Source organism: Rummeliibacillus sp. JY-2-4R (genome assembly GCF_053847205.1).
In genome coordinates, this window is record NZ_CM132623.1 from 1,157,388 (window position 1) to 1,180,776 (window position 23,389).

25 protein-coding genes are annotated in these 23,389 nt (G+C 35.5%); all 25 read left to right on the forward strand.

Annotated features, from left to right (window positions below; genetic code table 11):
• Positions 1-40 precede the first annotated feature (40 nt).
• The 25 genes from prsW (at position 41) to ACWV26_RS05510 (ending at position 23,374) form a co-directional block, all read left to right on the forward strand.
• On the forward strand, positions 41-715 hold the full coding sequence (prsW, locus tag ACWV26_RS05390; RefSeq protein ID WP_455897347.1) for a glutamic-type intramembrane protease PrsW: 675 nt from the start codon (positions 41-43) through the stop codon (positions 713-715).
• Positions 716-805: 90 nt separating this feature from the next.
• A complete protein-coding gene (gene sleB, locus ACWV26_RS05395) occupies positions 806-1,585 on the forward strand; it encodes a spore cortex-lytic enzyme (protein ID WP_455897348.1) in 780 nt (259 codons plus the stop codon).
• Positions 1,586-1,599: 14 nt separating this feature from the next.
• Positions 1,600-2,892, forward strand: a complete 1,293-nt coding sequence (locus tag ACWV26_RS05400) for a PepSY1/2 domain-containing protein (protein ID WP_455897349.1) — start codon at positions 1,600-1,602, stop codon at positions 2,890-2,892.
• A gap of 94 nt (positions 2,893-2,986) precedes the next feature.
• Positions 2,987-3,643 carry a flagellar brake protein gene (locus tag ACWV26_RS05405; protein ID WP_455897350.1) on the forward strand — a complete coding sequence of 219 codons (657 nt, stop codon included), beginning with the start codon at positions 2,987-2,989 and terminating at the stop codon, positions 3,641-3,643.
• Positions 3,644-4,098: 455 nt separating this feature from the next.
• Positions 4,099-4,773, forward strand: coding sequence for a (d)CMP kinase (cmk, locus tag ACWV26_RS05410; protein ID WP_455897351.1), 675 nt, complete (start codon positions 4,099-4,101; stop codon positions 4,771-4,773).
• Positions 4,774-4,775: 2 nt separating this feature from the next.
• Positions 4,776-5,372, forward strand: a complete 597-nt coding sequence (locus tag ACWV26_RS05415; RefSeq protein ID WP_455897352.1) for a lysophospholipid acyltransferase family protein — start codon at positions 4,776-4,778, stop codon at positions 5,370-5,372.
• Positions 5,373-5,453: 81 nt separating this feature from the next.
• Complete coding sequence (gene rpsA, locus ACWV26_RS05420) at positions 5,454-6,617, forward strand: 30S ribosomal protein S1 (RefSeq protein ID WP_455897353.1); 1,164 nt, start codon at positions 5,454-5,456, stop codon at positions 6,615-6,617.
• Between the two features lie 240 nt (positions 6,618-6,857).
• The gene (gene der, locus ACWV26_RS05425) at positions 6,858-8,168 is read left to right on the forward strand and encodes a ribosome biogenesis GTPase Der (RefSeq protein ID WP_455897354.1); all 1,311 of its coding nucleotides are present in this window, start codon (positions 6,858-6,860) and stop codon (positions 8,166-8,168) included.
• A 35-nt stretch (positions 8,169-8,203) separates the two neighbouring features.
• On the forward strand, positions 8,204-9,220 hold the full coding sequence (locus tag ACWV26_RS05430; protein ID WP_455897355.1) for an NAD(P)H-dependent glycerol-3-phosphate dehydrogenase: 1,017 nt from the start codon (positions 8,204-8,206) through the stop codon (positions 9,218-9,220).
• Positions 9,221-9,556: 336 nt separating this feature from the next.
• Positions 9,557-9,778 carry a DUF2768 domain-containing protein gene (locus ACWV26_RS05435; RefSeq protein ID WP_455897356.1) on the forward strand — a complete coding sequence of 74 codons (222 nt, stop codon included), beginning with the start codon at positions 9,557-9,559 and terminating at the stop codon, positions 9,776-9,778.
• A gap of 23 nt (positions 9,779-9,801) precedes the next feature.
• The gene (locus tag ACWV26_RS05440; protein ID WP_455897357.1) at positions 9,802-10,524 is read left to right on the forward strand and encodes a hypothetical protein; all 723 of its coding nucleotides are present in this window, start codon (positions 9,802-9,804) and stop codon (positions 10,522-10,524) included.
• A gap of 89 nt (positions 10,525-10,613) precedes the next feature.
• Entirely contained in the window at positions 10,614-12,092 is a 1,479-nt protein-coding gene (gene spoIVA / locus ACWV26_RS05445; protein WP_455897358.1) for a stage IV sporulation protein A, read from the forward strand.
• A 179-nt stretch (positions 12,093-12,271) separates the two neighbouring features.
• Positions 12,272-12,544: an HU family DNA-binding protein gene (locus ACWV26_RS05450; protein WP_455897359.1), complete on the forward strand. Its 273-nt coding sequence runs from the start codon at positions 12,272-12,274 to the stop codon at positions 12,542-12,544.
• 605 nt (positions 12,545-13,149) lie between these two features.
• Positions 13,150-13,752: a GTP cyclohydrolase I FolE gene (gene folE / locus ACWV26_RS05455; RefSeq protein WP_455898184.1), complete on the forward strand. Its 603-nt coding sequence runs from the start codon at positions 13,150-13,152 to the stop codon at positions 13,750-13,752.
• A 62-nt stretch (positions 13,753-13,814) separates the two neighbouring features.
• Positions 13,815-14,036 carry a trp RNA-binding attenuation protein MtrB gene (gene mtrB, locus ACWV26_RS05460; protein ID WP_455897360.1) on the forward strand — a complete coding sequence of 74 codons (222 nt, stop codon included), beginning with the start codon at positions 13,815-13,817 and terminating at the stop codon, positions 14,034-14,036.
• Between the two features lie 70 nt (positions 14,037-14,106).
• A complete protein-coding gene (locus ACWV26_RS05465; protein WP_455897361.1) occupies positions 14,107-14,889 on the forward strand; it encodes a heptaprenyl diphosphate synthase component 1 in 783 nt (260 codons plus the stop codon).
• Between the two features lie 6 nt (positions 14,890-14,895).
• On the forward strand, positions 14,896-15,603 hold the full coding sequence (locus ACWV26_RS05470; protein WP_455897362.1) for a demethylmenaquinone methyltransferase: 708 nt from the start codon (positions 14,896-14,898) through the stop codon (positions 15,601-15,603).
• A 20-nt stretch (positions 15,604-15,623) separates the two neighbouring features.
• Positions 15,624-16,598: a heptaprenyl diphosphate synthase component II gene (hepT, locus tag ACWV26_RS05475; RefSeq protein WP_455897363.1), complete on the forward strand. Its 975-nt coding sequence runs from the start codon at positions 15,624-15,626 to the stop codon at positions 16,596-16,598.
• An 89-nt stretch (positions 16,599-16,687) separates the two neighbouring features.
• Positions 16,688-17,107 carry a nucleoside-diphosphate kinase gene (ndk, locus tag ACWV26_RS05480; RefSeq protein WP_455897364.1) on the forward strand — a complete coding sequence of 140 codons (420 nt, stop codon included), beginning with the start codon at positions 16,688-16,690 and terminating at the stop codon, positions 17,105-17,107.
• Positions 17,108-17,311: 204 nt separating this feature from the next.
• Positions 17,312-18,082 (forward strand): CheR family methyltransferase, encoded by a 771-nt coding sequence (locus ACWV26_RS05485; protein ID WP_455897365.1) that lies wholly within the window; start codon positions 17,312-17,314, stop codon positions 18,080-18,082.
• 433 nt (positions 18,083-18,515) lie between these two features.
• Positions 18,516-19,697 carry a chorismate synthase gene (gene aroC / locus ACWV26_RS05490; protein WP_455897366.1) on the forward strand — a complete coding sequence of 394 codons (1,182 nt, stop codon included), beginning with the start codon at positions 18,516-18,518 and terminating at the stop codon, positions 19,695-19,697.
• A gap of 1 nt (position 19,698) precedes the next feature.
• A complete protein-coding gene (gene aroB / locus ACWV26_RS05495; protein ID WP_455897367.1) occupies positions 19,699-20,787 on the forward strand; it encodes a 3-dehydroquinate synthase in 1,089 nt (362 codons plus the stop codon).
• Positions 20,787-21,152, forward strand: coding sequence for a chorismate mutase (gene aroH / locus ACWV26_RS05500; RefSeq protein ID WP_455897368.1), 366 nt, complete (start codon positions 20,787-20,789; stop codon positions 21,150-21,152). Before aroB ends, aroH begins: the two co-directional genes overlap by 1 nt.
• A 24-nt stretch (positions 21,153-21,176) precedes the next feature.
• The gene (gene hisC, locus ACWV26_RS05505) at positions 21,177-22,277 is read left to right on the forward strand and encodes a histidinol-phosphate transaminase (protein WP_455897369.1); all 1,101 of its coding nucleotides are present in this window, start codon (positions 21,177-21,179) and stop codon (positions 22,275-22,277) included.
• Entirely contained in the window at positions 22,274-23,374 is a 1,101-nt protein-coding gene (locus ACWV26_RS05510) for a prephenate dehydrogenase (RefSeq protein ID WP_455897370.1), read from the forward strand. Before hisC ends, ACWV26_RS05510 begins: the two co-directional genes overlap by 4 nt.
• Positions 23,375-23,389 lie beyond the last annotated feature (15 nt).

Here is a 23,389-nt window from a genome sequence, read left to right on the forward strand (position 1 = left end):
ATGGTATACTAATAAGAGATGGATTGAAAGGAGCTACTAAATGTTTGTACTCTTATCAGTATCCATTGCTCCTGTTCTAGCTCTCTTTAGCTTTTTCTATTTACGAAATCAAATGGCTACTGAACCTAGAAGAACATTGTTCCACACATTTTTATATGGTGCAATATTAACTTTTCCCATTTTGTTTTTACAATACGTATTAAAAGAGGAACATATATTTCAAAATATACTAATTCAAGATGTATTCTTTTCAGGAGTAGTGGAAGAATTTTTTAAATGGTTTATTTTAATGGTTGCTATTTATCATCATATTGAATTCGATGATCCATACGACGGAATTTTATATGGTGTGAGCATTTCGTTAGGATTTGCAACAGTTGAAAATATTCTATATATGTTATCATTTGGTGTTGATACGGCAATTATGCGAGCATTAATGCCTGTTTCTAGTCATGCTTTATTTGGCGTAGTTATGGGATATTATTTTGGAAGAGCCAAGTTTTCAAATATTGATCTTTCGATGCAGTTTCGGATTATTGCTCTGTTTGCACCGATAGTTTTGCATATTGTATATAATTTTATATTAACTATTGAAGGTAGCTGGACATATATTATGTTGCCATTTATGCTTTTTTTATGGTGGTTTGCATTACGAAAAGTCAAAAGGGCACATCAAGACTTAGTCCAAATGCTATTTGCACAAAAGAAGATATAAAAAATATTAACTGAGAGTAGAAAATACTCTCAGTTTTTTTGTATAAAAAAGTCATCTAGAACCATCCTAGTGAAAAAGGAGAGTTATGAAATGAGATATTATAAAATTCTGTTGTTATTGGTATTGAGTTTTTTCCTTACTAGTGTAGCACCTCATCATAGCAATGCTTTTTCAAATCAAGAAATTGCTAGAGGTGCTTTTGGTGATGATGTAATTGAATTACAATCAAGACTTCAATATATCGGTTTTTATAACGGGACAATTGATGGGAAATTTGGATACGGAACATATTGGGCTTTAAGAAATTTCCAAGATCAATATGGCTTGCCTGTTGATGGAGTAGCAGGGAGTACAACCAAACAGAAACTAACTTCTGTTTCGAAATACAATAAAACCTATGTGATGGATCAAATCAATAAAGGAAATAAATTTACACATTATGGTGGACAAGATTTTGATTCACAAGCTTCAAAAGGACCAGGTAAAGGTACCAATATGCAAGTACCTAGCAATTTCACTGAAGAAGATTTGAAGTTAATTTCTAACGCTGTATATGGTGAAGCGCGTGGAGAACCATATGAAGGTCAAGTGGCAGTGGCAGCAGTTATTTTAAATCGCCTCGATAGTCCAGACTTTCCAAATACAATTTCAGGAATAATTTTCCAACCTAGAGCATTTACCGCGGTTGCGGATGGGCAAATTTGGCTTGAACCGAATAAGCAAGCAATGGAAGCGGTGTTAGATGCAATGAATGGTTGGGATCCTTCAGAAAACGCTTTATACTATTTCAATCCGAAAACAGCTACAAGTCCATGGATTTGGACAAGAAAGCAAATTAAACAAATTGGTGATCATATATTCTGTATTTAGGAGGGAGGATTAAGATGAAAAAAACACTTTTTCTAGTTAGTTATGCTCTAATCGCTTGCCTCATTTTTAGTGTTGCTTCTCAAAGGGAGAATCAATCACTTAAACATTTATTGCGTGGTGAGTATACAAATAAAATGGTAGATGCCTCAACACAGTTAAATCAATTACAACAAGCAGTTCAACAGTCTTTACTAGATAAAGACCCTACTGCATTAAATAATTCTCTTCAGGATGTATGGAGATTATCTTCAGATATTCGGTATTCAATTGCAGATTTACCATTAGATCGTGATTTTACAAATGAATGGATGAATTATTTAGGAAGATTAGGAAATAATGCGAAAATGACAATGACATCACAAGAAAATGCGGCCCAATGGCATGAAAATGTCAAACAGGTTTCCAATAACTTGCAAAACTTTTCGTCTGATTGGCAAATAGCCACTTCACACTTATTGCAAGCTGATGACAATTACAAACAATGGTTAGAAGAACAAACTACAGGTGCAGATACATCAGGTTTCAAAAACCTAACAAACTCTGTAAAGACCTATTCTGAAAGTGATTTTCCTCTAACTGCAAGTGAAGCCGATCATGAGAAAAAGAAAGAACTAAAAGAAATAAATGATAAACAAATCACAAAAGAAGAAGCGATCGAACGTTTTAATGTCATGTTCCCAGAATTAGAAAACGCCACAATATCAGTAAACCAAAGTAAAAAAGGTTCACCATATCCTTTCTATCATATTGTTTTTCATAAAGGGGAGCGAACTGGTTATGCCGATATAACTTTAAAAGGTGGACATCTGTTGTCTTACTTAGCAGAAAGACCGTTTGAAAATAAGGCATTATCACTTGACCAAATTAAACGTTCTGCTGATTCGAGACTAAAAGAATTAGGTTATAAAGATGTGAAAGAAACAAACGCTTTAGAAAATAGTGATGTTTGGCATATAACTTATGCAAGAATTGATGGAAAAACGAAAGCAAAAGTCTACGCAGATGGAGTACAAGTGAAAATTGCAAAAGACACAGGTGAGGTAATTGGTTTAAATGGTGTTGAGTATATCCAAAAAGAAGTGCTTAAACCACAAATAATGAAAAAAATAGATTGGAATGAATTTTTCAATAATGATGCCAAAATTGAAGAAGAAGATTTGGCATATAGCGAAAATAAAAACTATGAAGAAAGACTTTGTTATGAATTAACAGTACGGGTAGATTCTTCAACCGTTCCTCATACGTATAAAATATTAGTGGATACTGAAACAGGGGAAGTAATCAAAAATGAGAAGCTATCAACATAAACCTCATTGCCTATAAGATTCATTTCTAATAGCCAATTCGACTATTCCATGGCATAATTAATATACAACTTAAGAATCATAGAAGGGGATTGCAATGGAATTGAAAATTGGCACTAATATTATATTAGAATCAACTACTTCAGATGTTAATGAACGTTTTCGTTGTAAAATTGTTGAGCAAAAAAATAATGTAATCTATATAGATTATCCAGTTAGTGTAACAACTAATAAAACATCATTTTTACTAGAAGGTGGAAATTATCGAGCATCTTTTGTAGATGATGAAAAAAATGCCAATGCTTTTAAAACACAAGTATTGGGGAGAATCAAATCAAATATTCCGATGATCATGCTCTCTTTTCCAACTGAAAATGAGATGATAAAAATACAAAGACGAGAATTTGTAAGGGTTGTAACTCCTGTGGATGTTGCAATTTATTATGAACATCAATTTTATCAATTTATCACAGAAGATATCAGTGCTGGTGGAATGGCAATCATCATTAATCAGAATGTCCCATTTAAAGTAAATGATGAATTACAATTAATGATTGTTTTACCATTTAACAATTCTAATGAAGGTATTAAATATGTTCAAACAACAGCAAGAGTTGTACGATTTATTGAAAAGGATAATACTGTAATTGCACCTTTGCAATTTACTAATACAGATGAAGTCGATCGTCAAAATATCATTCGTTTTTGTTTTGAAAGGCAGTTACAAATGCGTAAAAAGGAAACAGCTTTTTAGTCCTCGATTAGAGGGCTTTTTTTCTTAATTTTTTTTGAAGTATTTGTTTTGGGGCTACTTAGGTCGAAAGCTTATGCGATTTTCGAGTCTGGACGAGCGCCCTCCGCTTTTCTGAATGTCCAGCTCCGGTGGCTAGACTCTCGGGGTTTACAAGATGTGAACCCGATAGCCGTTGCGACAGGATGTCACGAATTTAGGCAATCTTCATTGAATCAGTCCTCGGTCGAAAGCAAAAAAACGCTTTCGATTCAGGCCTTCCAATGATTTTTGGGTCTGGACGAGCCGCCTCCGCTTTTCTGTATGTCCAGCTGCGGGCGCTAGCTTTTCGGGTCAAACAACCTCCCCACTTGCGGTGCAAGCACCGACTGCGTGTGAAGAACGTTTGACCGACAAAGCTGAACGAGCGCCCTCCGCTTTTCTATGTTACAATATTACGGAAAGAAGGGGTTGAAACCGTGAAAGAGAATATTCAAATTGCTATTGATGGTCCTGCTGGGGCCGGTAAAAGTACAATTGCTAAGATTGTAGCGGAGAAATTAGGCTACACTTATATCGATACTGGTGCAATGTATCGTGCACTCACATTAAAAGCGTTGAAAGAACATATAGATTTAGAGAATGCAGAAAGTGTTACCAATTTATTGGCTAATACGACTATTGAGTTAAAACCATCTGAAAGAGGTCAACTAGTATTCCTTGATGGACAAGATGTTTCTAAAGAAATTCGTTCAAACGAGGTTACTGGAAATGTTTCAAGAGTATCATGTCATGCCTCTATGCGTGAAATCATGGTTGATCGTCAACGAGAAATGGCAGAACTTGGTGGAGTTGTTATGGATGGAAGAGATATTGCTACCGCAGTTTTACCAAAAGCTGAATTAAAAGTATTTATGTCAGCAACAGTGGCTGAACGTGCTCGTCGCAGATATGAGGATAACAAACAACGAGGTATTGAATCTTCAATTGAAATATTGAAAGAGGAAATCGCGTTAAGAGATAAAATAGATAGTGAACGTGAAGCTTCACCACTTGTCCAAGCTCCTGATGCAATTTTTTTAGATACAACTGATTTAACCATTCAACAAGCAGCAGATGCGATATTAAAATTAGCGAGTGAAAGGATGGCATAATTATGGACTTTTATCAATTTGCTAAGTCTACTGTATTTACTTTGCTTAAACCAGTCTATCGCATGGATATTATTGGGTTAGAAAACTTTCCAAAAGAAGGTGGAATTCTTTTGTGCTCTAATCATATTGCCAATTTGGATCCGCCTATCGTAGGTATTTGTTCTCCTAGACCCGTTAACTTCATGGCAAAGGAAGAACTTTTTGAACTGCCTATCTTAAAAACTATTTTACCTAAAGTACATGCATTTCCTGTTAAACGAGGGTTAAGTGACCGTCAAGCACTGCGCGCAGCTGTAAATACATTAAAAGAGGGACAAGTTGTGGGGATTTTCCCTGAAGGAACCCGCAACAAAACCGGTAAGCTAGGAAAAGGATTTTCAGGAGCGGGCTTTTTTGCGCTTAGAGGAAATGCTGATGTTGTACCATGTGCAATCATTGGACCGTACCAACCATTTAAAAAGCTCAAAGTTGTATTTGGTAAGCCAATTGATATCGAACCTTTTAGAGAAAAAAAGGCCAAACCTGAAGAAGTTACAGAAGTCATTATGGCAAATATTCAAGCATTATTAGACGAACATCATCCTGAAAATAAAAAATAATGGCATTTAAAGGGTTAAATTTTGTTTTTACTAGCAAGTTCTAATAAAATAGATAGTGAACATTGTGAAGGAGGATTACATATGTCTGAAGAAATGAACTTAAATGAAGTAAGAGAAATCCGTGAAGGTGATATTGTAACTGCTAAAGTAGAAAGAGTTGAAGATAAAGTAGCTGTTGTTACAATCGCTGGTGCACCATTCGATGGCGTAGTACCAATTAGTGAGCTTTCAAGCTTACATGTGGATAAAGCTTCCGACGCTGTCTCCGTCAATGATGAATTAGAATTGTTAGTAACAAAAATTGAACAACCAGATGATAAAAACCCAGGACAATACGTACTTTCTAAACGTCAAGTTGACGCAAAACGTTCATGGAAAGTATTAACTGAAAAATTCCAAAATGGAGAAGTTATTGAAGCAGAAGTAAAAGATGTTGTAAAAGGTGGACTAGTAGTTGATCTAGGTGTAAGAGGATTTGTTCCAGCATCATTAGTTGAAGATCACTTTGTTGAATCGTTTGATGATTACAAAGGAAAAACTTTAACTTATAAAATTGTAGAAATGGATCAAGAAAAGAATCGTTTAATCCTTTCTCACCGTGCGGTTGTAGAAGCCAAAAAAGCAGAGAAGAAAGTTGAAGTTATCAATAACATTCATGTAGGGGATGTTATTGAAGGGACAGTTCAACGACTAGCATCATTCGGTGCTTTTGTTGATCTTGGTGGAGTTGATGGACTTGTGCATATTTCACAAGTTTCTCACGAACATATTGACGATGTTTCAAAAGTTCTTAAAGAGGGACAAAATGTAAAAGTTAAAGTAATTTCAGTAGACCCAGAACAAGAACGTATCTCTTTATCTATTAAAGATACACAAGAAGGACCATGGTCAAATATTGAGGAGAATGCCCCAGTTGGAGCAGTATTAACTGGAACTGTGAAACGCCTAGTGACATTTGGCGCATTTGTAGAAGTATTTCCTGGCGTAGAAGGACTTGTGCATATTTCTCAAATTTCACATAATCATATCTCATCTCCTCATGAAGTATTAAAAGAAGGTCAAGAAGTACAGGTAAAAGTACTGGCAGTGAACAAAGACGAAAAACGTTTATCTTTAAGCATTAAAGCATTAGTGGAAAATGCTAATGAACCAGAAGTTGAAGATTTTGAATTTCCAGAAGAAACAACTGGTTTCTCTTTTGGTGATGTGATTGGTGATAAATTGAAAAACTTCACAAGAGATTAAAAATAGCATCTTCTAAGCATAAACGGCCAATTAATTTAATGTTTTAGAAGGCATCTATAAAAGAGAATCAGGCGGGAGCGATGTGCTTTCGTCTGTTTTTTCTTGCATTACAGACAAATTTTGATAAAATAAGGGTTATAAAATGACTTTAATTGTAGGTGATGGTGAACATATCAGGTGCCATCATCTTTTTTGTTGTATAATAGCAGTTATTAGAAGTCGGAAGGATGAAGAAAAGTTATGGCGAAACCGATTGTAGCAATTGTCGGCCGTCCAAATGTCGGTAAATCGACTATTTTCAACAGAATTGTAGGAGAACGCGTCTCAATAGTGGAAGATATTCCAGGTGTAACACGTGATCGTATTTATAGTTCTGCGGATTGGCTAACACATGAATTTAATATTATTGATACAGGTGGTATCGATATCGGAGACGAACCTTTCTTAGATCAAATTCGTCATCAGGCGGAAATCGCTATGGATGAAGCAGATGTCATTATTTTTATGGTGAATGGTCGAGAAGGTGTTACTTTAGCAGATGAACATGTAGCAAAAATTTTATATAAAACTAAGAAACCAGTCGTATTAGCAGTGAACAAGGTTGATAATCCTGATATGCGCAATATGATATACGATTTTTATGCATTAGGTTTTGGAGATCCATTCCCAATCTCTGGTTCACATGGTCTTGGACTCGGTGATCTATTAGATGAAGTGGCAAAGCATTTTCCTAAAGAAGATGAGGTTCAATATGATGAAAATGTTATTAAATTCTCATTAATTGGGCGGCCAAACGTTGGTAAGTCTTCACTTGTCAATGCATTCTTAGGTGATGATCGAGTAATTGTTAGTGATGTGGCAGGAACAACCCGTGATGCGATTGACTCTAATTACGTATATGACGGACAAGAGTATATTATTATCGATACCGCTGGTATGCGTAAAAAAGGAAAAGTGTACGAATCAACGGAAAAATATAGTGTTTTACGTGCATTAAGAGCAATTGAACGCTCTGATGTAGTACTAGTCGTGTTAAACGGTGAAGAAGGTATTCAAGAACAAGATAAGAAAATTGCTGGATATGCACATCAAGCTGGTAGAGCAGTTATTATTGTCATGAACAAATGGGATACCGTTGAAAAAGACGAAAAAACCATGAATGAAAAGACAAAAGAAATAAGAGAACAGTTCCAATTCTTGGATTATGCACCAATCATATTTGTATCTGCTAAAACAAAAAAACGTGTGCATGCTATTTTACCAATTATTAATCGAGTAAGTGAAAATCATGCGATGCGTATTCAATCTAGTATTTTAAATGAAGTAATTTCAGATGCAGTAGCTCGTAATCCTGCACCAACAGATAAGGGCCGTCGTTTACGTATCTACTACGTGACACAAGTAGCCATAAAACCACCTACCTTTGTGGTCTTTGTAAATGATCCTGAGTTAATGCATTTCACATATGAACGGTTCTTAGAAAACCGTATACGTGAAACATTTGAATTCGAAGGAACACCAATAAAATTAATCACCCGGGCTCGTGATTAAACATCAATGAATAGTAATTGAAGGGGGATTTCAACATGAATCGCGTAGCTGTACTAGGAGCAGGTTCTTGGGGAACATCTTTAGCCATTGTCTTAGCCGAAAATGGTCATGATACTTTACTATGGTCACATCGTAAAGAACAAGCAAACGAAATAAATAACCAACACACAAACGTTAAATATTTACCAAGTACCATTTTACCAAATAACTTAAAGGCAACCTCTGAAATTTCTGAAGCTGTTTCACATGCAGAAATTATTGTTGTTGCAGTACCGACAAAAGGAATTCGAGAAACTTGCCAAAAAATGATGCAAACACTAAATAAGAAAATTCTTTTTGTACATGTTTCCAAAGGGATTGAACCGAACACTTTAAAGCGTATTTCTGAGATCATTCGAGAAGAAATCCCCGCAGAATATATTGAGGATATTGTAGTTTTATCTGGCCCAAGCCATGCAGAAGAGGTGGTTCAACATCATCCAACTACTGTTGCAGCAGCTTGTGAAAATCTAGGAGATGCTGAACGAATTCAAGATCTATTTATGAACCATTATTTCCGTGTTTATACAAACCAGGATGTAGTAGGTGTTGAAATCGGTGGCGCTTTAAAAAACGTTATTGCATTAGCAGCAGGGGCTGTTGATGGTTTAGGTTTTGGTGATAATGCCAAAGCAGCGCTCATAACACGTGGTTTAGCTGAAATTTCACGCCTAGGTGTGAAAATGGGTGCTAACCCATTAACTTTTGCAGGTCTTGCCGGTATGGGAGATTTAATCGTTACTTGTACAAGCGTTCATTCTCGTAACTGGAGAGCTGGTAATATGCTTGGTAAAGGATTGTCTTTAGATGAAATCTTAGACCAAATGGGAATGGTAGTAGAAGGTGTTCGTACGACAAAAGCTGCTCATCAATTAGCAGAAAGGTACGAAGTTTCTATGCCTATTACGAATGCATTATATGGCGTATTATTTGAAGGGGAAGACCCTCATCAAAGCGTTGAAAAACTTATGTTACGTGAGAAAAAAGAAGAAATAGATGCTACTTACGAGTAAAAGTTTAAAATTGTCACAAATTTGTACGAAGATAAATTGGGCAATCTAGAATAAGCCATTTACTATACTAGTGCTCTATTTGTTAATAGAAAACAAGAGGTGAGCATAAGTCATCTCTTGTTTTTTTGTCCCGCATTAACAGGCTTTTGCCCCCACTTCAAGGCTTTAGAAAATTCGAAGAAGTATAAGTGGGAGATAACTGCCCGTAAACACCCGATTGGTTCAACTAACAATCAGTAGAGGATAGAAGAAATCCCCTACTGATTGAAGTTTCACTTTATGTTATACTGTCAACGGTGAGTATGCTCACTATACATAAGAAAGGTGGTAGTACTGTTGACGGATTTAGTGCTACTTGCAGGTACAAGCATATCTGGAATGACTATGATGTGGATATCTTTTTATTCCATTGGGTTTATGCTGGTTGCATCAGGATTAATCTATTTAAGCAGACAAAAAATTAGTAACAGTTTTTTAAGGTCAATTGTAGCTATTATTGCATATATTTTCCTCATCATTGGATTTTTAACGATGGTGTTTGTTGTTATGTCTTTTTAATCTCAAATAAATGAGGGTAGTACATGAAGAAAATTAACCTATTATTGTTTATCGTAATTATGACAGTACTCCTATCAGGTTGTATGTATCCTGATAAAGAAAAAGTAGAAAATCAAGTTCCGGATGAGGCACAACTTTTAACGATACAAAAAGCAATCGATCAATATAGGAAAGACACTAATGGTTTGTTGCCTATTCAAAACCGAGATCAAAATGTAGATCAATATATTAAGTATCCTATTAATTTTGATAAACTAACACAGGGATATATTGCAAAGCCACCAGGTAATTCCTATGAAAAGGGCGGCATTTATCAATACGTTATATGGAATGCAGAAAGTAAGCATCCAATAGTAAAATTAGTTGACTTACGTGGTGCTGAAACAATTCGTGAGTTAAATATCAAAAAAGGCGTAAATGGATTTATGCCTATTTCAAAACAAATAAAAGATGATGTATATCAATTTGATTATAAAAAAATGGGCTATAAACAAGCTCCAACTGTACCAAGTCCTTATTCAAATACTAATTTACCGCTAGTTGTTAAAGGCAGTGGTGAAATTTGTATTGATTATTCGATTGAATTACAAAGAATCATAAACGAAGGGAAAGTCAAAGTAAAACAGGGTGAGGATATTCGTTATTTACTTTCTGATAAGTACCCAATTCTTCCTGCCTACTCATTACCATATACGGTGAATGCAAAAAACGAAGTGGAATTTTTAACGAAATCAAACAACAAATAAGTTAATCTAAAAAAGCGTTTCATGTCTTGTGCATGAAACGTTTTTTTTGTGCATAGGATATAGTGCTGAAAAAAAGGGGGAAAAAGTATATGTCACAAGAAGTGTACGAGCAAATGGCTACCCGCACAAATGGCGACATCTATATTGGTGTTGTGGGCCCGGTAAGAGTAGGAAAATCCACGTTTACTAAGCGTGTAATGGATATTATGGTATTACCGAACATGCAGGATGAGAAGGAACGTCAACGAGCACAAGATGAGTTACCGCAAAGCTCTCCAGGACCAGTAATTATGACCACTGAACCAAAATTTGTTCCAGCCAATGGTGCGCAAATTGCAGTAGGCAATCAAGAAATGCCATTTAAAATTCGATTTGCTGATTGTGTTGGTTATATTATTGATGGTGTAAAGGGGTATGAGGATGAAAATGGTCCGAAATTAGTACATACCCCTTGGCATAACGAACCAATCCCATTTGAAGATGCAGCAAAAATTGGAACTGATAAAATAATCAGAGAGCATGCTAACATTGGGGTAGTATTAACAACTGATGGCACTGTAAATGGAATTCCACGTGAATCGGTTCGCCCTGCAGAACAAGAAATAATTGAACAATTACAGGAAATTGGTAAGCCTTTTGTCATTGTTGTTAACAGTAAAATGCCTGCTCATCATACTGCAAAAGAATTATGTCAAGAATTACACGAACAATATAACGCACCAGTTATTTCCACTTCTGTTGATCAAATGTCACTAAATGAAGTACGACATATCTTAGAAGAAGCTCTCTATGAATTTCCTATTGCAAAACTAGAAATGGAAAAACCTGATTGGTTAGATGTTTTAGAAGAAAATCACGAATTGAACAAACTGATTAAACAATCTATCGATAACTGGACAGCATCTGTAAATAAAATTCGTGATATTGAGCGCTTAACAAAGGAATTGTTACAAGAGGATTTTATTGCTTCAGCACAAGTGAAAAGTGTTGATGCAGGTCTCGGCCATGCTGTAATTAGCTTGCAATTAAAGAATGAAATCTTCAAACAAATTTGCGAAGAATGGTTAGAAGAACCGATTCAAAGTAAGAAGGATTGGTTATTATTTATTAAAGAATCGCAACAAGCGAGAAAATCACATCAACGCTTCCATGAAGCGATTGAGCAAGCGCACAAAGAGGGTTACGGTGTTACTTTACCGACGTTACAAGAGTTTGAACCAACGAGACCAGAAATTATTAAACAAAATAATTTCTATGGTGTAAAAATGGAAGTGAAAGCACCTTCTTACCATATTCTGCGAATTGATATGACAACAGAATTTGCGCCATTGATTGGTTCAGAATTCTATAGTCAACAATTATTAAAAGATTTAACATATGCATATCTACATGATCGTGATGCTTTATGGGAAACGCAATTATTTGGTACGCCATTATATGATGTCATGAAGGAAAGTATCGCATTTAAAACAGAGTCAGTACCAAAACACGCCAAAGCAAGAATGCGTCAAACTATTGAAAAAATGGTGAATAAAGGTGATCATGGAATGGTAACGTTTATTTTATAAATAAATAAGTTCTCTTTTTGGTCTATTTACCCATAGGTAAATGGGCCTTTTTTTGTGGAATTTAGATTTTATTTGCTTAAACTTGATAAAAGGAGTATAAATATTGTTGCACAGCTAAAAGGGTTGTGATAATCTTTTTACAAGATTTAGTCCAGGCCCTTTGAGAGGAGGTGAATGGTGTGAATAAAACAGAATTAGTTAACTCTGTTGCAGAAACTGCAGATCTTTCTAAAAAAGATGCTACTAAAGCAGTTGAAGCAGTATTTGAAACTATCCAAGAAGCTCTTGCAAAGGGTGATAAAGTTCAATTGATTGGTTTTGGTAACTTTGAAGTACGTGAACGTGCGGCTCGTAAAGGACGTAACCCACAAACAGGTAAAGAAATCGAAATCGCTGCAAGCAAAGTACCTGCTTTCAAACCGGGTAAAGCGCTTAAAGATGCTGTAAAATAATACGAGCATCTGTTTTACATAGAGTAGCCAAAAGGCTGCTCTTTTTTAATTTAAGTGCTGAACGCGCCCGTTTTAAGGAAGATAGCCTAAAAAACGCCGCGTCCTGCGGCAACGGCTATCTGACCCACATCTTGTGGCCTCCGACAAGCGCGCTGTAGAGCCCGACTCAAAAGCGTCCTTTTAGCTTTTGACCAAGGGATCGAAGCGACCTCGAGAGGCTGGCGCGTGAAGCTGGATAAAAGTAAGTGATGAAGCGGCTCGTTCAGGCGTGACAAGCGTTGGAAGGCCCGAAATAAAAGCGTCCTTTCAGTTTTCAACCGAGGGACTGAAACGACTTGAAGGCCTAGCTGCTGAAACCGGATAAATAGCAAGCACTGAATCGTCAGTTATACATATTGGAAAACAATAGTCAATTGGTAATGCGTAAAACAAAGTAAAAAAGTAGCGTAGTGTACATAATTCAAGGCGTAGATTAAACTGTATTTGTATTTAACAAACCTTTAAAATAGATAATAAAAATTGAATTCATATTTTGCGATTACTATGCTTGTGTGGTACTCTCATTTTGAGACTCTTTTTATAGATATAATGGGGGATATATGTTGATTGAAAAAAACTTAGAAAAAACAAATTACTCAACTTCAAATGTTGATTTAGAAAAAATAGAAAATGCAGTTAAAATGATATTAGAGGCTGTTGGAGAAAATCCAATGAGAGAAGGCCTATTAGATACACCTAAACGAGTAGCAAAGATGTATGCAGAAATGTTCCAAGGATTACATGAAGATCCTAGAGATTATTTTGAAACCGTTTTTCATGAAGGGCATGATGAAGTAGTCCTTGTCAAAGACATACCTTTTTATTCAATGTGTGAACACCATCTAGTACCGTTTTATGGTAAAGCGCATATAGCTTATATTCCTCGAAACGGTGTAGTGGCGGGACTTAGTAAGTTAGCACGTACAGTTGAAACTGTATCGCATCGTCCTCAATTACAAGAACGTATAACAGGTACTATTGCTGATACATTGATGGAAATGCTAAATCCAAAAGGCGTTTATGTGGTAGTCGAAGCAGAGCATATGTGTATGACAATGCGAGGTATTAAAAAGCCAGGAGCAAAAACTGTTACATCTGTAGCAAAAGGTATTTTCGAAAATGATGACGTAAAACGTTCAGAAATTCTATCATTCATTCAAATGTCTTAAAATTAGCCTTTTTTTGTGGTATGATGGGTGAAGAAATTGTCGAAAAGAAGGAGAATCTTCAAATGGCTCAAAATGATTATATTGTAGTTCGTGCAAAAGAAGATGGCGTTCACGTTATTGGTTTAACTCGTGGGAATGATACAAAGTTCCATCACTCTGAAAAGTTAGATAATGGTGAAGTGATGATTGCACAATTTACTGAGCATACTTCCGCTATGAAAATTCGTGGTAAAGCAGAAATACAAACAGCTTACGGAGTTATTGAAAGCGATTCAAAAAAATAAAAATAATATTTCAGATAAATTTTAAAAAGAAGTCAGACAACAGGAAATGAACGAAAATGGAGAAAAGTTTATGAATGCAACTATTATTGAACAACAAGTATCCAAACTAAAAAATAATATAATATCGCAATTGCATCATAGAACGCTCCTTCAATTTACAGGTCAACCAATTGTTGAAGATGGTCAGCTGCTATATTTATTGTTACCAAAGATCAATGGTGAACAATGGTCACAAGAATTAGATCAATCAGCGAGTGCAGTTGCTATGATAAGCGCAGCTTTACTTGGACATGAAGAAATTGATGAACAAGAAGCGACATCTAAAAGTCAACAACTAACTGTACTTGCCGGAGATTATTATAGCGGTATGTATTATACAACACTTGCTGCAATTCCCGATGTTGAGCTTATTCGTTTATTGTCGCAAGCAGTCGCTAAAATTTGCGAATGTAGGACAGCAGTATATGAGCCGCAAAAGCGAAGTTTGGGAGAGTGGCATGAAATTCTTCGTGTGATTGAATCTATGGCTACCTGCCAATTTATGAAACGATATGATTTTGATTGTTATATTGAAATAGTAGAACTTGGTTCTGTTTTAGATAGATTTAAACGTGAATTAAGAAATTGGCACAAAACAAAACAAAAGAATCGTTTCGTTAAAATTTTGGAGCAACAACAAGAGTATGCAAATAAGACGTATGAGCAGATTCTTGAACAACAAATTTCTGATCTTTCATCTAAATTAATTAGAAGTATTAAATCTTCTCCGATTCTACTAGATGAAGTGAAGGCTGTAATGTTGCAGTATATCGAAAGCGATATGCGGGAACATCAAACGATGAGAGAAGGTTGAGTAATTGTGACACCACAATCTAAAGAAGAACGTGTACATGAGGTGTTTGAAAGTATTTCCGGTAGTTACGATAAGATGAACTCGGTGATAAGTTTTCAATTACACAAAAATTGGCGAAAAGATACCATGAAACGTATGGCAGTTAAACCAGGCTCGAAGGCATTGGATGTTTGTTGTGGAACAGCCGATTGGACCATTGCGCTTGCTGAAGCTGTTGGTGATAACGGCCATGTAACAGGGTTAGATTTTAGTCAAAATATGTTAAATGTAGGCATTGAAAAAACAAAAGCAATAAAACAAGTAGATTTAATACAAGGAAATGCTATGGAATTGCCTTTTCCAGATAATACATTCGATTATGTAACAATCGGCTTTGGACTTCGTAATGTACCAGATTATATGCAAGTACTTCGTGAAATGCATCGTGTAGTTAAACCAGGGGGAAAAGTAGTTTGTCTTGAAACTTCACAATCTGAGATACCGGGTTACCGTCAATTGTTCCGTTTCTATTTTCATTTCATTATGCCGATATTTGGTAAACTTTTCGCGAAAAGTTTTAAAGAATATTCTTGGTTACAAGAATCAGCAAATGAATTTCCTGGCATGAAAGAATTAAAAAAAATGTTTGAAAAAGCAGGTCTTCAAAATGTAAGTTATAAATCGTATAGTGGTGGAGCAGCAGCTATGCATATGGGATTTAAAAAAGAAAAATAGTGTGGGGGATGTTTATTCCAGTGGAAAAGATGAAGTTAAAGCTTCTTTATGCTGACTTGCAATCAGACATAAGAATCATCGAAAAAGAATTAGAATCAGCGTTGGATTCGTCTTCACACTATTTGAAAGATGCTTCTCTCCATTTGTTGAAAGCTGGTGGTAAACGCATTCGTCCAGTTTTTGTGCTAATTGGTGCGAAATTTGGTGAGTATGATATTCAACAAATGAAGAATGTTGCAGTTCCACTCGAATTAATTCATATGGCTTCACTTGTACATGATGATGTAATCGACGACTCAGAGCTACGGAGAGGGCGTCCTACGGTTAAATCGCAGTTGAATAATCGAGTTGCCATGTATGTTGGAGATTTTATTTTTGCTAAAGCATTAGAGTATATGACGAAAATAGAAAATCCAAAAGCACATAAAATTTTATCTAAAACAATGGTTGAAATTTGTGTTGGGGAAATCATTCAAATTGAGGACAAGATGCAGTTAAATCAAAATATTAGAGATTATTTTCGGCGTATTAAACGCAAAACAGCATTGCTAATCTCATCGAGTTGCCAATTAGGTGCAGTTGCTGCTGGAGCGGATGACAAAGTATCAAATCATTTAAAACGATTTGGTTATTATGTAGGTATGTCCTTCCAAATAATTGATGATATTCTCGATTTAACTGCAACTGATAAACAACTTGGTAAGCCAGCAGGAAGTGATCTTATGCAAGGTAATATTACACTTCCAATAATGATGGTTAGGGATAATGTAGAAATACGTCCACTAATTGATAAGGCATTAGACGGCACCATGAAAGAAGACGAAAGACAAGAATTTTTGAAGAAAATTAGAAATTCAAAGGCAATTGAAGAATCATATCAAATAAGTAATCTTTACTTACAAAAGGCTTTAAAAGAAATAGAAGCATTGCCCAATAATTCTTTTAAAAAATCTTTAAGAGATATAGCATTATATATGGGAAAACGTAAATTTTAACAGTAATTGTTGAACATTGACTCGTTCAATGATAATATTTTCAAGTAAGGTTTAATACCTAGATAATCTTAAGGAGTTGTATTTTTACAATGGCTATCGAAAAAACATTTTTAATGGTGAAACCAGACGGCGTTAAACGTCAATTAGTTGGTGAAATCGTTGACCGCTTTGAACGCAAAGGCTTTGTACTTAAAGGTGCAAAACTTATGCAAATTTCTCAAGAATTAGCTGAAAAACACTATGCAGAACATGCTGAAAGACCATTCTTTGGTGAATTAACTGAATTCATCACTTCTGGTCCAGTATTTGCAATGGTATGGGAAGGCGAAAACGTAATCTCTGTTGCTCGTCTTATGATGGGTGCTACTAACCCAGCTGAATCTCAACCAGGAACAATCCGTGGTGACTACTCAACTACAGTATCTCAAAACGTAATCCATGGTTCAGATTCACCAGCATCAGCTGAACGCGAAATCGGTTTATTCTTCAAAGCAGAAGAATTACACTAATCTAACAAAATTAAGACTGTCCACTATTCGTGGACAGTCTTTTTTATTATAATTATTTTCCTAATCAAAAAAGGGATGTACCAGCATGAATTGCATAAGCAAATTAAAAAGTTATTATTTTTAATAATCTCTCAATTTCTTCTATTTAAGAATTTAGCGCTATTCGGTATAATTAAAGTAGGACTAAAGAGAGGGAAGAAATCTATGACAGATTACGAAGAATTTATTGCGAACGTTAAACGTAAAACAGGCATTGACTTGAGCTTATATAAAGAAGCCCAAATGAAAAGAAGACTGACATCCCTTTATGAAAAAAGAGGTTTCAAAAGCTTTTATGAATTTTTTAAAGGGATTGAAAAAGACCATAAACTTCTAGATGAGTTTCTAGATCGTATGACTATTAACGTATCTGAATTCTACCGCAATGGAAAGAGATGGGAAGTATTACAAAATAAAATATTTCCAAGGCTATTACAAAGTAATAAGAGACTTAAAATATGGAGTGCAGCATGTTCTACAGGTGAAGAACCTTATACGTTAGCAATGGTATTATCTAATTTCATACCATTATCGCAAATATCTATCTTAGCAACTGATTTAGATGAAACTGCAATTGATATGGCGAAAATTGGAAGCTACCATGAACGTTCTCTAGCAGAAGTGCCACTTAGTATAAAAACTAAGTATTTTGAGCATAACGGATTATATTTTAATGTGAAAGATGAAATTAAAAGAACAGTGACATTCAAAAAACATAATCTTTTAAAAGATCCCTATGATACGAACTTTGATTTGATCGTTTGCAGAAATGTGATGATTTATTTCACTGAAGAAGCAAAGGATCAAATATATCGTAACTTTAGTAATTCTCTCCATCCAGAGGGTGTCTTGTTTGTAGGGAGTACCGAGCAAATCTTTAATCCATCCAAATACTCTTTCGATATAGAAGATACGTTCTTCTATAAAAAAATATAAAAAAATTACATAAAGTAAAACTTCAATAATTGGAGATTTTGATGTGCAGGAGGTACTAGTGCCAACGTTGCGTTTTTAGTGGGCCATCCCACACTGATAAATAGGAACTTAAGGCTCAAGTTCGCTAAGTAAATTAATTAAATGAGTAATAACTTCTTGCCTGCTAAGAACCAATCGGTGTTTAAGGGTAGTTATCTTCCAGCCCTGAGTTTCCTTAAATTTCCGGAAGCTTTCCAGTTGATCAAAAATTAAATTAATGTCGGATAAATCTATAAAAAGTCGCTTTTCAAATTAAAATAGAAAAGCGACTTTTTATAAATTAAAATTAATAGTATGATTATTTTAATAATTTAAGTTAACATACTGCTTTTTTACGGTAAAATATGTTATAGTGAAAAACAGATACTTTAGCGAGTTGAAGGGGGAAAGTGTTATGCGTTATTTAACAGCAGGAGAATCACATGGTCCACAACTTACAACAATTATAGAGGGATTACCTGCGCAGTTACCACTAACTGCAGAAGTTATTAACAAGGAATTAAAACGTCGCCAAGGCGGCCATGGTAGAGGTCGCAGGATGCAAATTGAAACGGATACTGTCGAAATTACGTCAGGTGTTCGACACGGCAAAACATTGGGATCACCAGTAGCTTTAGTCGTAAAGAATGATGACTGGACACACTGGACTAAAATTATGGGTGCAGAACCTTTACCTGAGGATGTAAATCCGGATGATATTAAACGTAAAATTACGAGACCACGCCCAGGACATGCTGATTTAGTTGGTGGAATGAAGTATGGTCATCGGGATTTGCGAAATGTTCTAGAACGCTCATCTGCACGTGAAACGACCGTACGAGTTGCAGTGGGAGCAGTAGCAAAAGCGCTATTAAATGAACTTGGAATTAAAATTGTTTCTCATGTGACAGAAATCGGTGGTGTTATAGCAAATAAAGAAAGTATTACAGGTAAAACTGTAGATGAAATTCGCGAAATCATCGAAGTTGATCCATGCTATTGTGCGGACAAAGACGCATCTGCAAAAATGGTAGAAGCAATTGATGCTGCAAAAAAAGCTGGTGACTCTATTGGTGGTGTAGTTGAAGTAATCGTAGAAGGGTTACCAGCTGGGATTGGTTCTTACGTTCAATATGACCGCAAATTAGATGCAAAATTAGCATCTGCAATGTTAAGCATCAATGCCTTTAAGGGTGTAGAATTTGGCCTAGGTTTTGAAATGGCGCATTTAAAAGGTAGTGAAGTTCATGACGAAATTCTTTGGTCAGAAGAAGAAGGTTATACTCGTCGTACCAATAGCTTAGGTGGACTTGAAGGTGGTATGTCTACAGGGATGCCAATCGTTGTTCGTGGCGTAATGAAGCCAATACCTACTTTATATAAACCATTACAAAGTGTAGATATTGATACAAAAGAACCTTTTAAAGCAAGTGTAGAACGCTCTGATAGCTGTGCTGTACCTGCTGCTTCCATTGTAGCAGAACATGCAATTGCGTTTGAAATCGCTAAGGCAATTGTTGAACAATTCCATAGTGATCAACTATCACAACTAAAAGCACAAATTGATGCAATGAAGCAATATACGAAGGAGTTTTAGTATGAATATTCCTGTTAAAGCACAATCTCACGCATATGAAGTACAAATTGGTAGTGGAAATTTAACAAAAGCCGTTCAATCATTTGAAGAAATCATTACAAAAGCAGATCGGTTAATTGTATTTACGGATGAGCATATTTGGCAAATTCATAAAGAAAAATTTACGTATGATTTTCCATATTCATTTGAAGTGTATGTTTTACCTGGAGGAGAATCATGTAAGTCATTCGAAAATTATTTTGCCGCTCAGTCCTTTCTATTAGAACAACATTGTACTCGTAAGTCATTACTATTAGCTTTTGGTGGAGGAGCTGTAGGAGATTTAACAGGATTTGTAGCGGCAACGTTTATGAGAGGGGTTCCATTCATACAAATACCGACGACAATTCTTGCTCATGATAGTGCGGTAGGTGGAAAAACAGCGATTAACCATCCCTTAGGAAAAAATATGATTGGTGCCTTCTATCAACCTGAAGGTGTAATATTCGATATTGATTATCTTGAAAGTCTACCAAAACGAGAAGTTCGCTCTGGTATGGCAGAAGTTATTAAACACGCATTAATTTCTGACAAAAAGTGGCTGCTTGAATTAATGAATGTTCCATCCATCCTTACATTATCAAAAAATCAAATTGAAAAGCACTTGGAACAAGGGATTCGTGTGAAAGCGAATATTGTTGAACAGGATGAGGAAGAGCATTCAGTTCGAAAGTATTTGAATTTTGGTCATACATATGGTCATGCGATTGAAGCAGCTTCAGGGTTTGGAAAAGTAGCTCATGGTGAAGCAGTAATGATAGGAATGGTCTATGCATTATTGCTAAGTGAGCGATATGGGGAAATTACAAGAGACTTTACAAGACAATTTTTGAAATTTGCTTTGCAAAATGGATATCCATTTGATGCGGTTGCCAATTTTAACTTTGATAAATTACTATCTTATCTTCTGAAAGATAAAAAGGCAGAGTACGGAGAGTTGCAATTTGTATTATTAAAAAATATTGGCCAACCGTTTGTACAAAAGATTACACAAACGGAATGTCATGAAATCGATCTTCTGTTTAGAGAATTATTGGAGGAGGCAATCTAATGATTAGAGGGATAAGGGGAGCAGTAACGATTACACATGATGATTCGGATCTTGTTTTACAAGAAACTTCAAATCTTATGAATGCAATTATTGATGCAAATAAATTTGCACCTGAAGATGTAGCTTCTGTAGTAATTTCCACAACACCAGATATCGTATCAGCGTTTCCGGCAAAAGCCGTTCGCACATTAACCAATTGGAATTACGTTCCGGTAATGTGTATGCATGAAATGAATGTACCTGGAGCACTACCATTATGTATTCGGGTATTAGTACATGTAAATACTGAAATTACTCAAAAGGATATCAAACATATCTATTTAAATGATGCGGTAAAATTACGTCCTGATTTAGCCAATAGCTAGGACCCGAGAAAGAGGAGAATAAAGATGAAATGGAAAAAACAAATTGAAGGAATGCAAGCTTATCAACCAGGTAAATCAATTGATGAGGTAAAACGTGAATTTGGTTTAGAAGAAATCGTTAAATTAGCTTCAAATGAGAACCCATTTGGCTGTACACCGAAAGTACATGAATTTTTGGCAAAGGAATCCATTAATTTTGCGTTATATCCAGATGGTTATGCAACAGATATGCGAGAGTCTGTTGCAAAGCACCTTGGTGTTAAGGGTGAAGAATTAATCTTCGGAAATGGTTCAGATGAATTAATTAGCATTATTACAAGAGCTTTATTGAACCCAAGTGTTAATACAGTAATGGGTAAACCAACATTTTCTCAATATGCCTTAAATGCAAGAATCGAAGGTGCTGAAATTCGTGAAGTTCCATTAAAAGATGGTAACCATGATTTGGATGCAATGCTAGATGCGATTGATGAAAATACTGCTGTCGTTTGGGTATGTAGTCCTAACAATCCAACAGGCGTTGTTGTAGAGGATGCACCATTAAAAGCATTTTTGAATAAAGTTCCACAAGATGTATTGGTCGTACTGGATGAAGCTTATTTTGAATATGTTACAAATGAAAAACACAAAGATACGATTTCTTATATTCATGAATATCCAAATGTTATTATTTTACGTACTTTTTCAAAAGCATATGGCTTAGCTGCATTCCGAGTGGGCTACGGTATTGCCAATAAGGATTTAATCTCTAAAATGGATCCAGTTCGTGGACCATTCAATAATACAGTATTAAGTCAGGCAGTTATTCAAGTTGCGTTACAAGACCAAGAATATATTAAAAAGTGTTGTGAGGAAAATATAAAAGGCAAAAAACAATATGAAGCATTTTGTGATGAGCATGGTTTACATTACTTTAAAACAGATACAAATTTCATCCTTATGGAAGTGAAAGCAGACAGTGATGTAGTATTCCAAAAATTAATGCAACGTGGATATATTATTAGAAGCGGTAATGCACTTGGTACACCTGGTTATATTCGTGTCACAATTGGTACTCAAGCACAAAACGAAGGCTTATTAGCACAACTAACAAAAATCTTAGAAGAAGAAGGCGTCTTTGCTTGAAGCAAACGATCTTTGTTATAGGCCTTGGATTAATCGGTGGTTCAATTGCATTAGCGTTACAAAAGTCTCCAAACCATCGAGTGATTGGTTATGATGCAAATGATAACACGCTTCAAAGTGCTAAAGTATTAGGTGTTGTACAGAATGTAACGAAACAACCAGAAATTGCAGTGAAAAATGCGGATATACTAATTTTTGCGACACCTGTAAATGCCACTCTTGAGTGGATGGAAAAATTAAAGACTTGGGATTTGCCTGAGAATTTAATTATTACAGATACAGGAAGTACAAAGTTTTTAATTATGCAAAAGGCTGAAGAATTAAAACAATTAGGTATTACTTTTATTGGAGGTCACCCGATGGCGGGGTCTCATAAAAGTGGTGTTCTTGCAGCTAAGCCTTACCTATTTGAAAATGCCTTTTATATGCTAACACCACATGAAGACGAAGATAACAGTAAAATTGAACAGTTAAAAGAAGCACTACAATACACAAGTGCAAAACTTTTAACTGTATCTGCCAAAACCCATGATCAAATGACATCTGTAGTAAGTCATTTTCCGCATATAGTGGCAGCTTCATTGGTACATCAATTGGCACAAGAAAGCAAAGAAAATAGTTTGACTAAAATGCTAGCAGCAGGTGGTTTTAGAGATATAACTAGGGTTGCATCATCAAACCCTATTTTATGGCGAGATATTACATTACAAAACCGTCAACAAATCATTACTCAACTTGCTAATTGGCAACAAGAAATGTCTAGGGTGCAAAAATTATTAGAAGAAGGTAATGATCAACAGATTGAATCCTTCTTTGCGGAAGCTAAAATCTTTAGAGATCATCTTCCGGCTACAGAACAAGGTGCACTTTATTCTACATATGATTTGTATATTGATGTACCTGACTATCCTGGTAGTATTGCTGAAATTACAGCATATTTGGCAATGGAACATATAAGTATCAGTAACATTCGAATTGTTGAAACACGGGAAGATGTATTTGGTATACTAGTCGTTAGTTTCCAAAATGCGGATGATAGAAAAAAGGCTGCTGATTGTATAGAAAGACGTAGTCCATATGAGGTATATATATCATAAAGGTAGGTGCGTTAA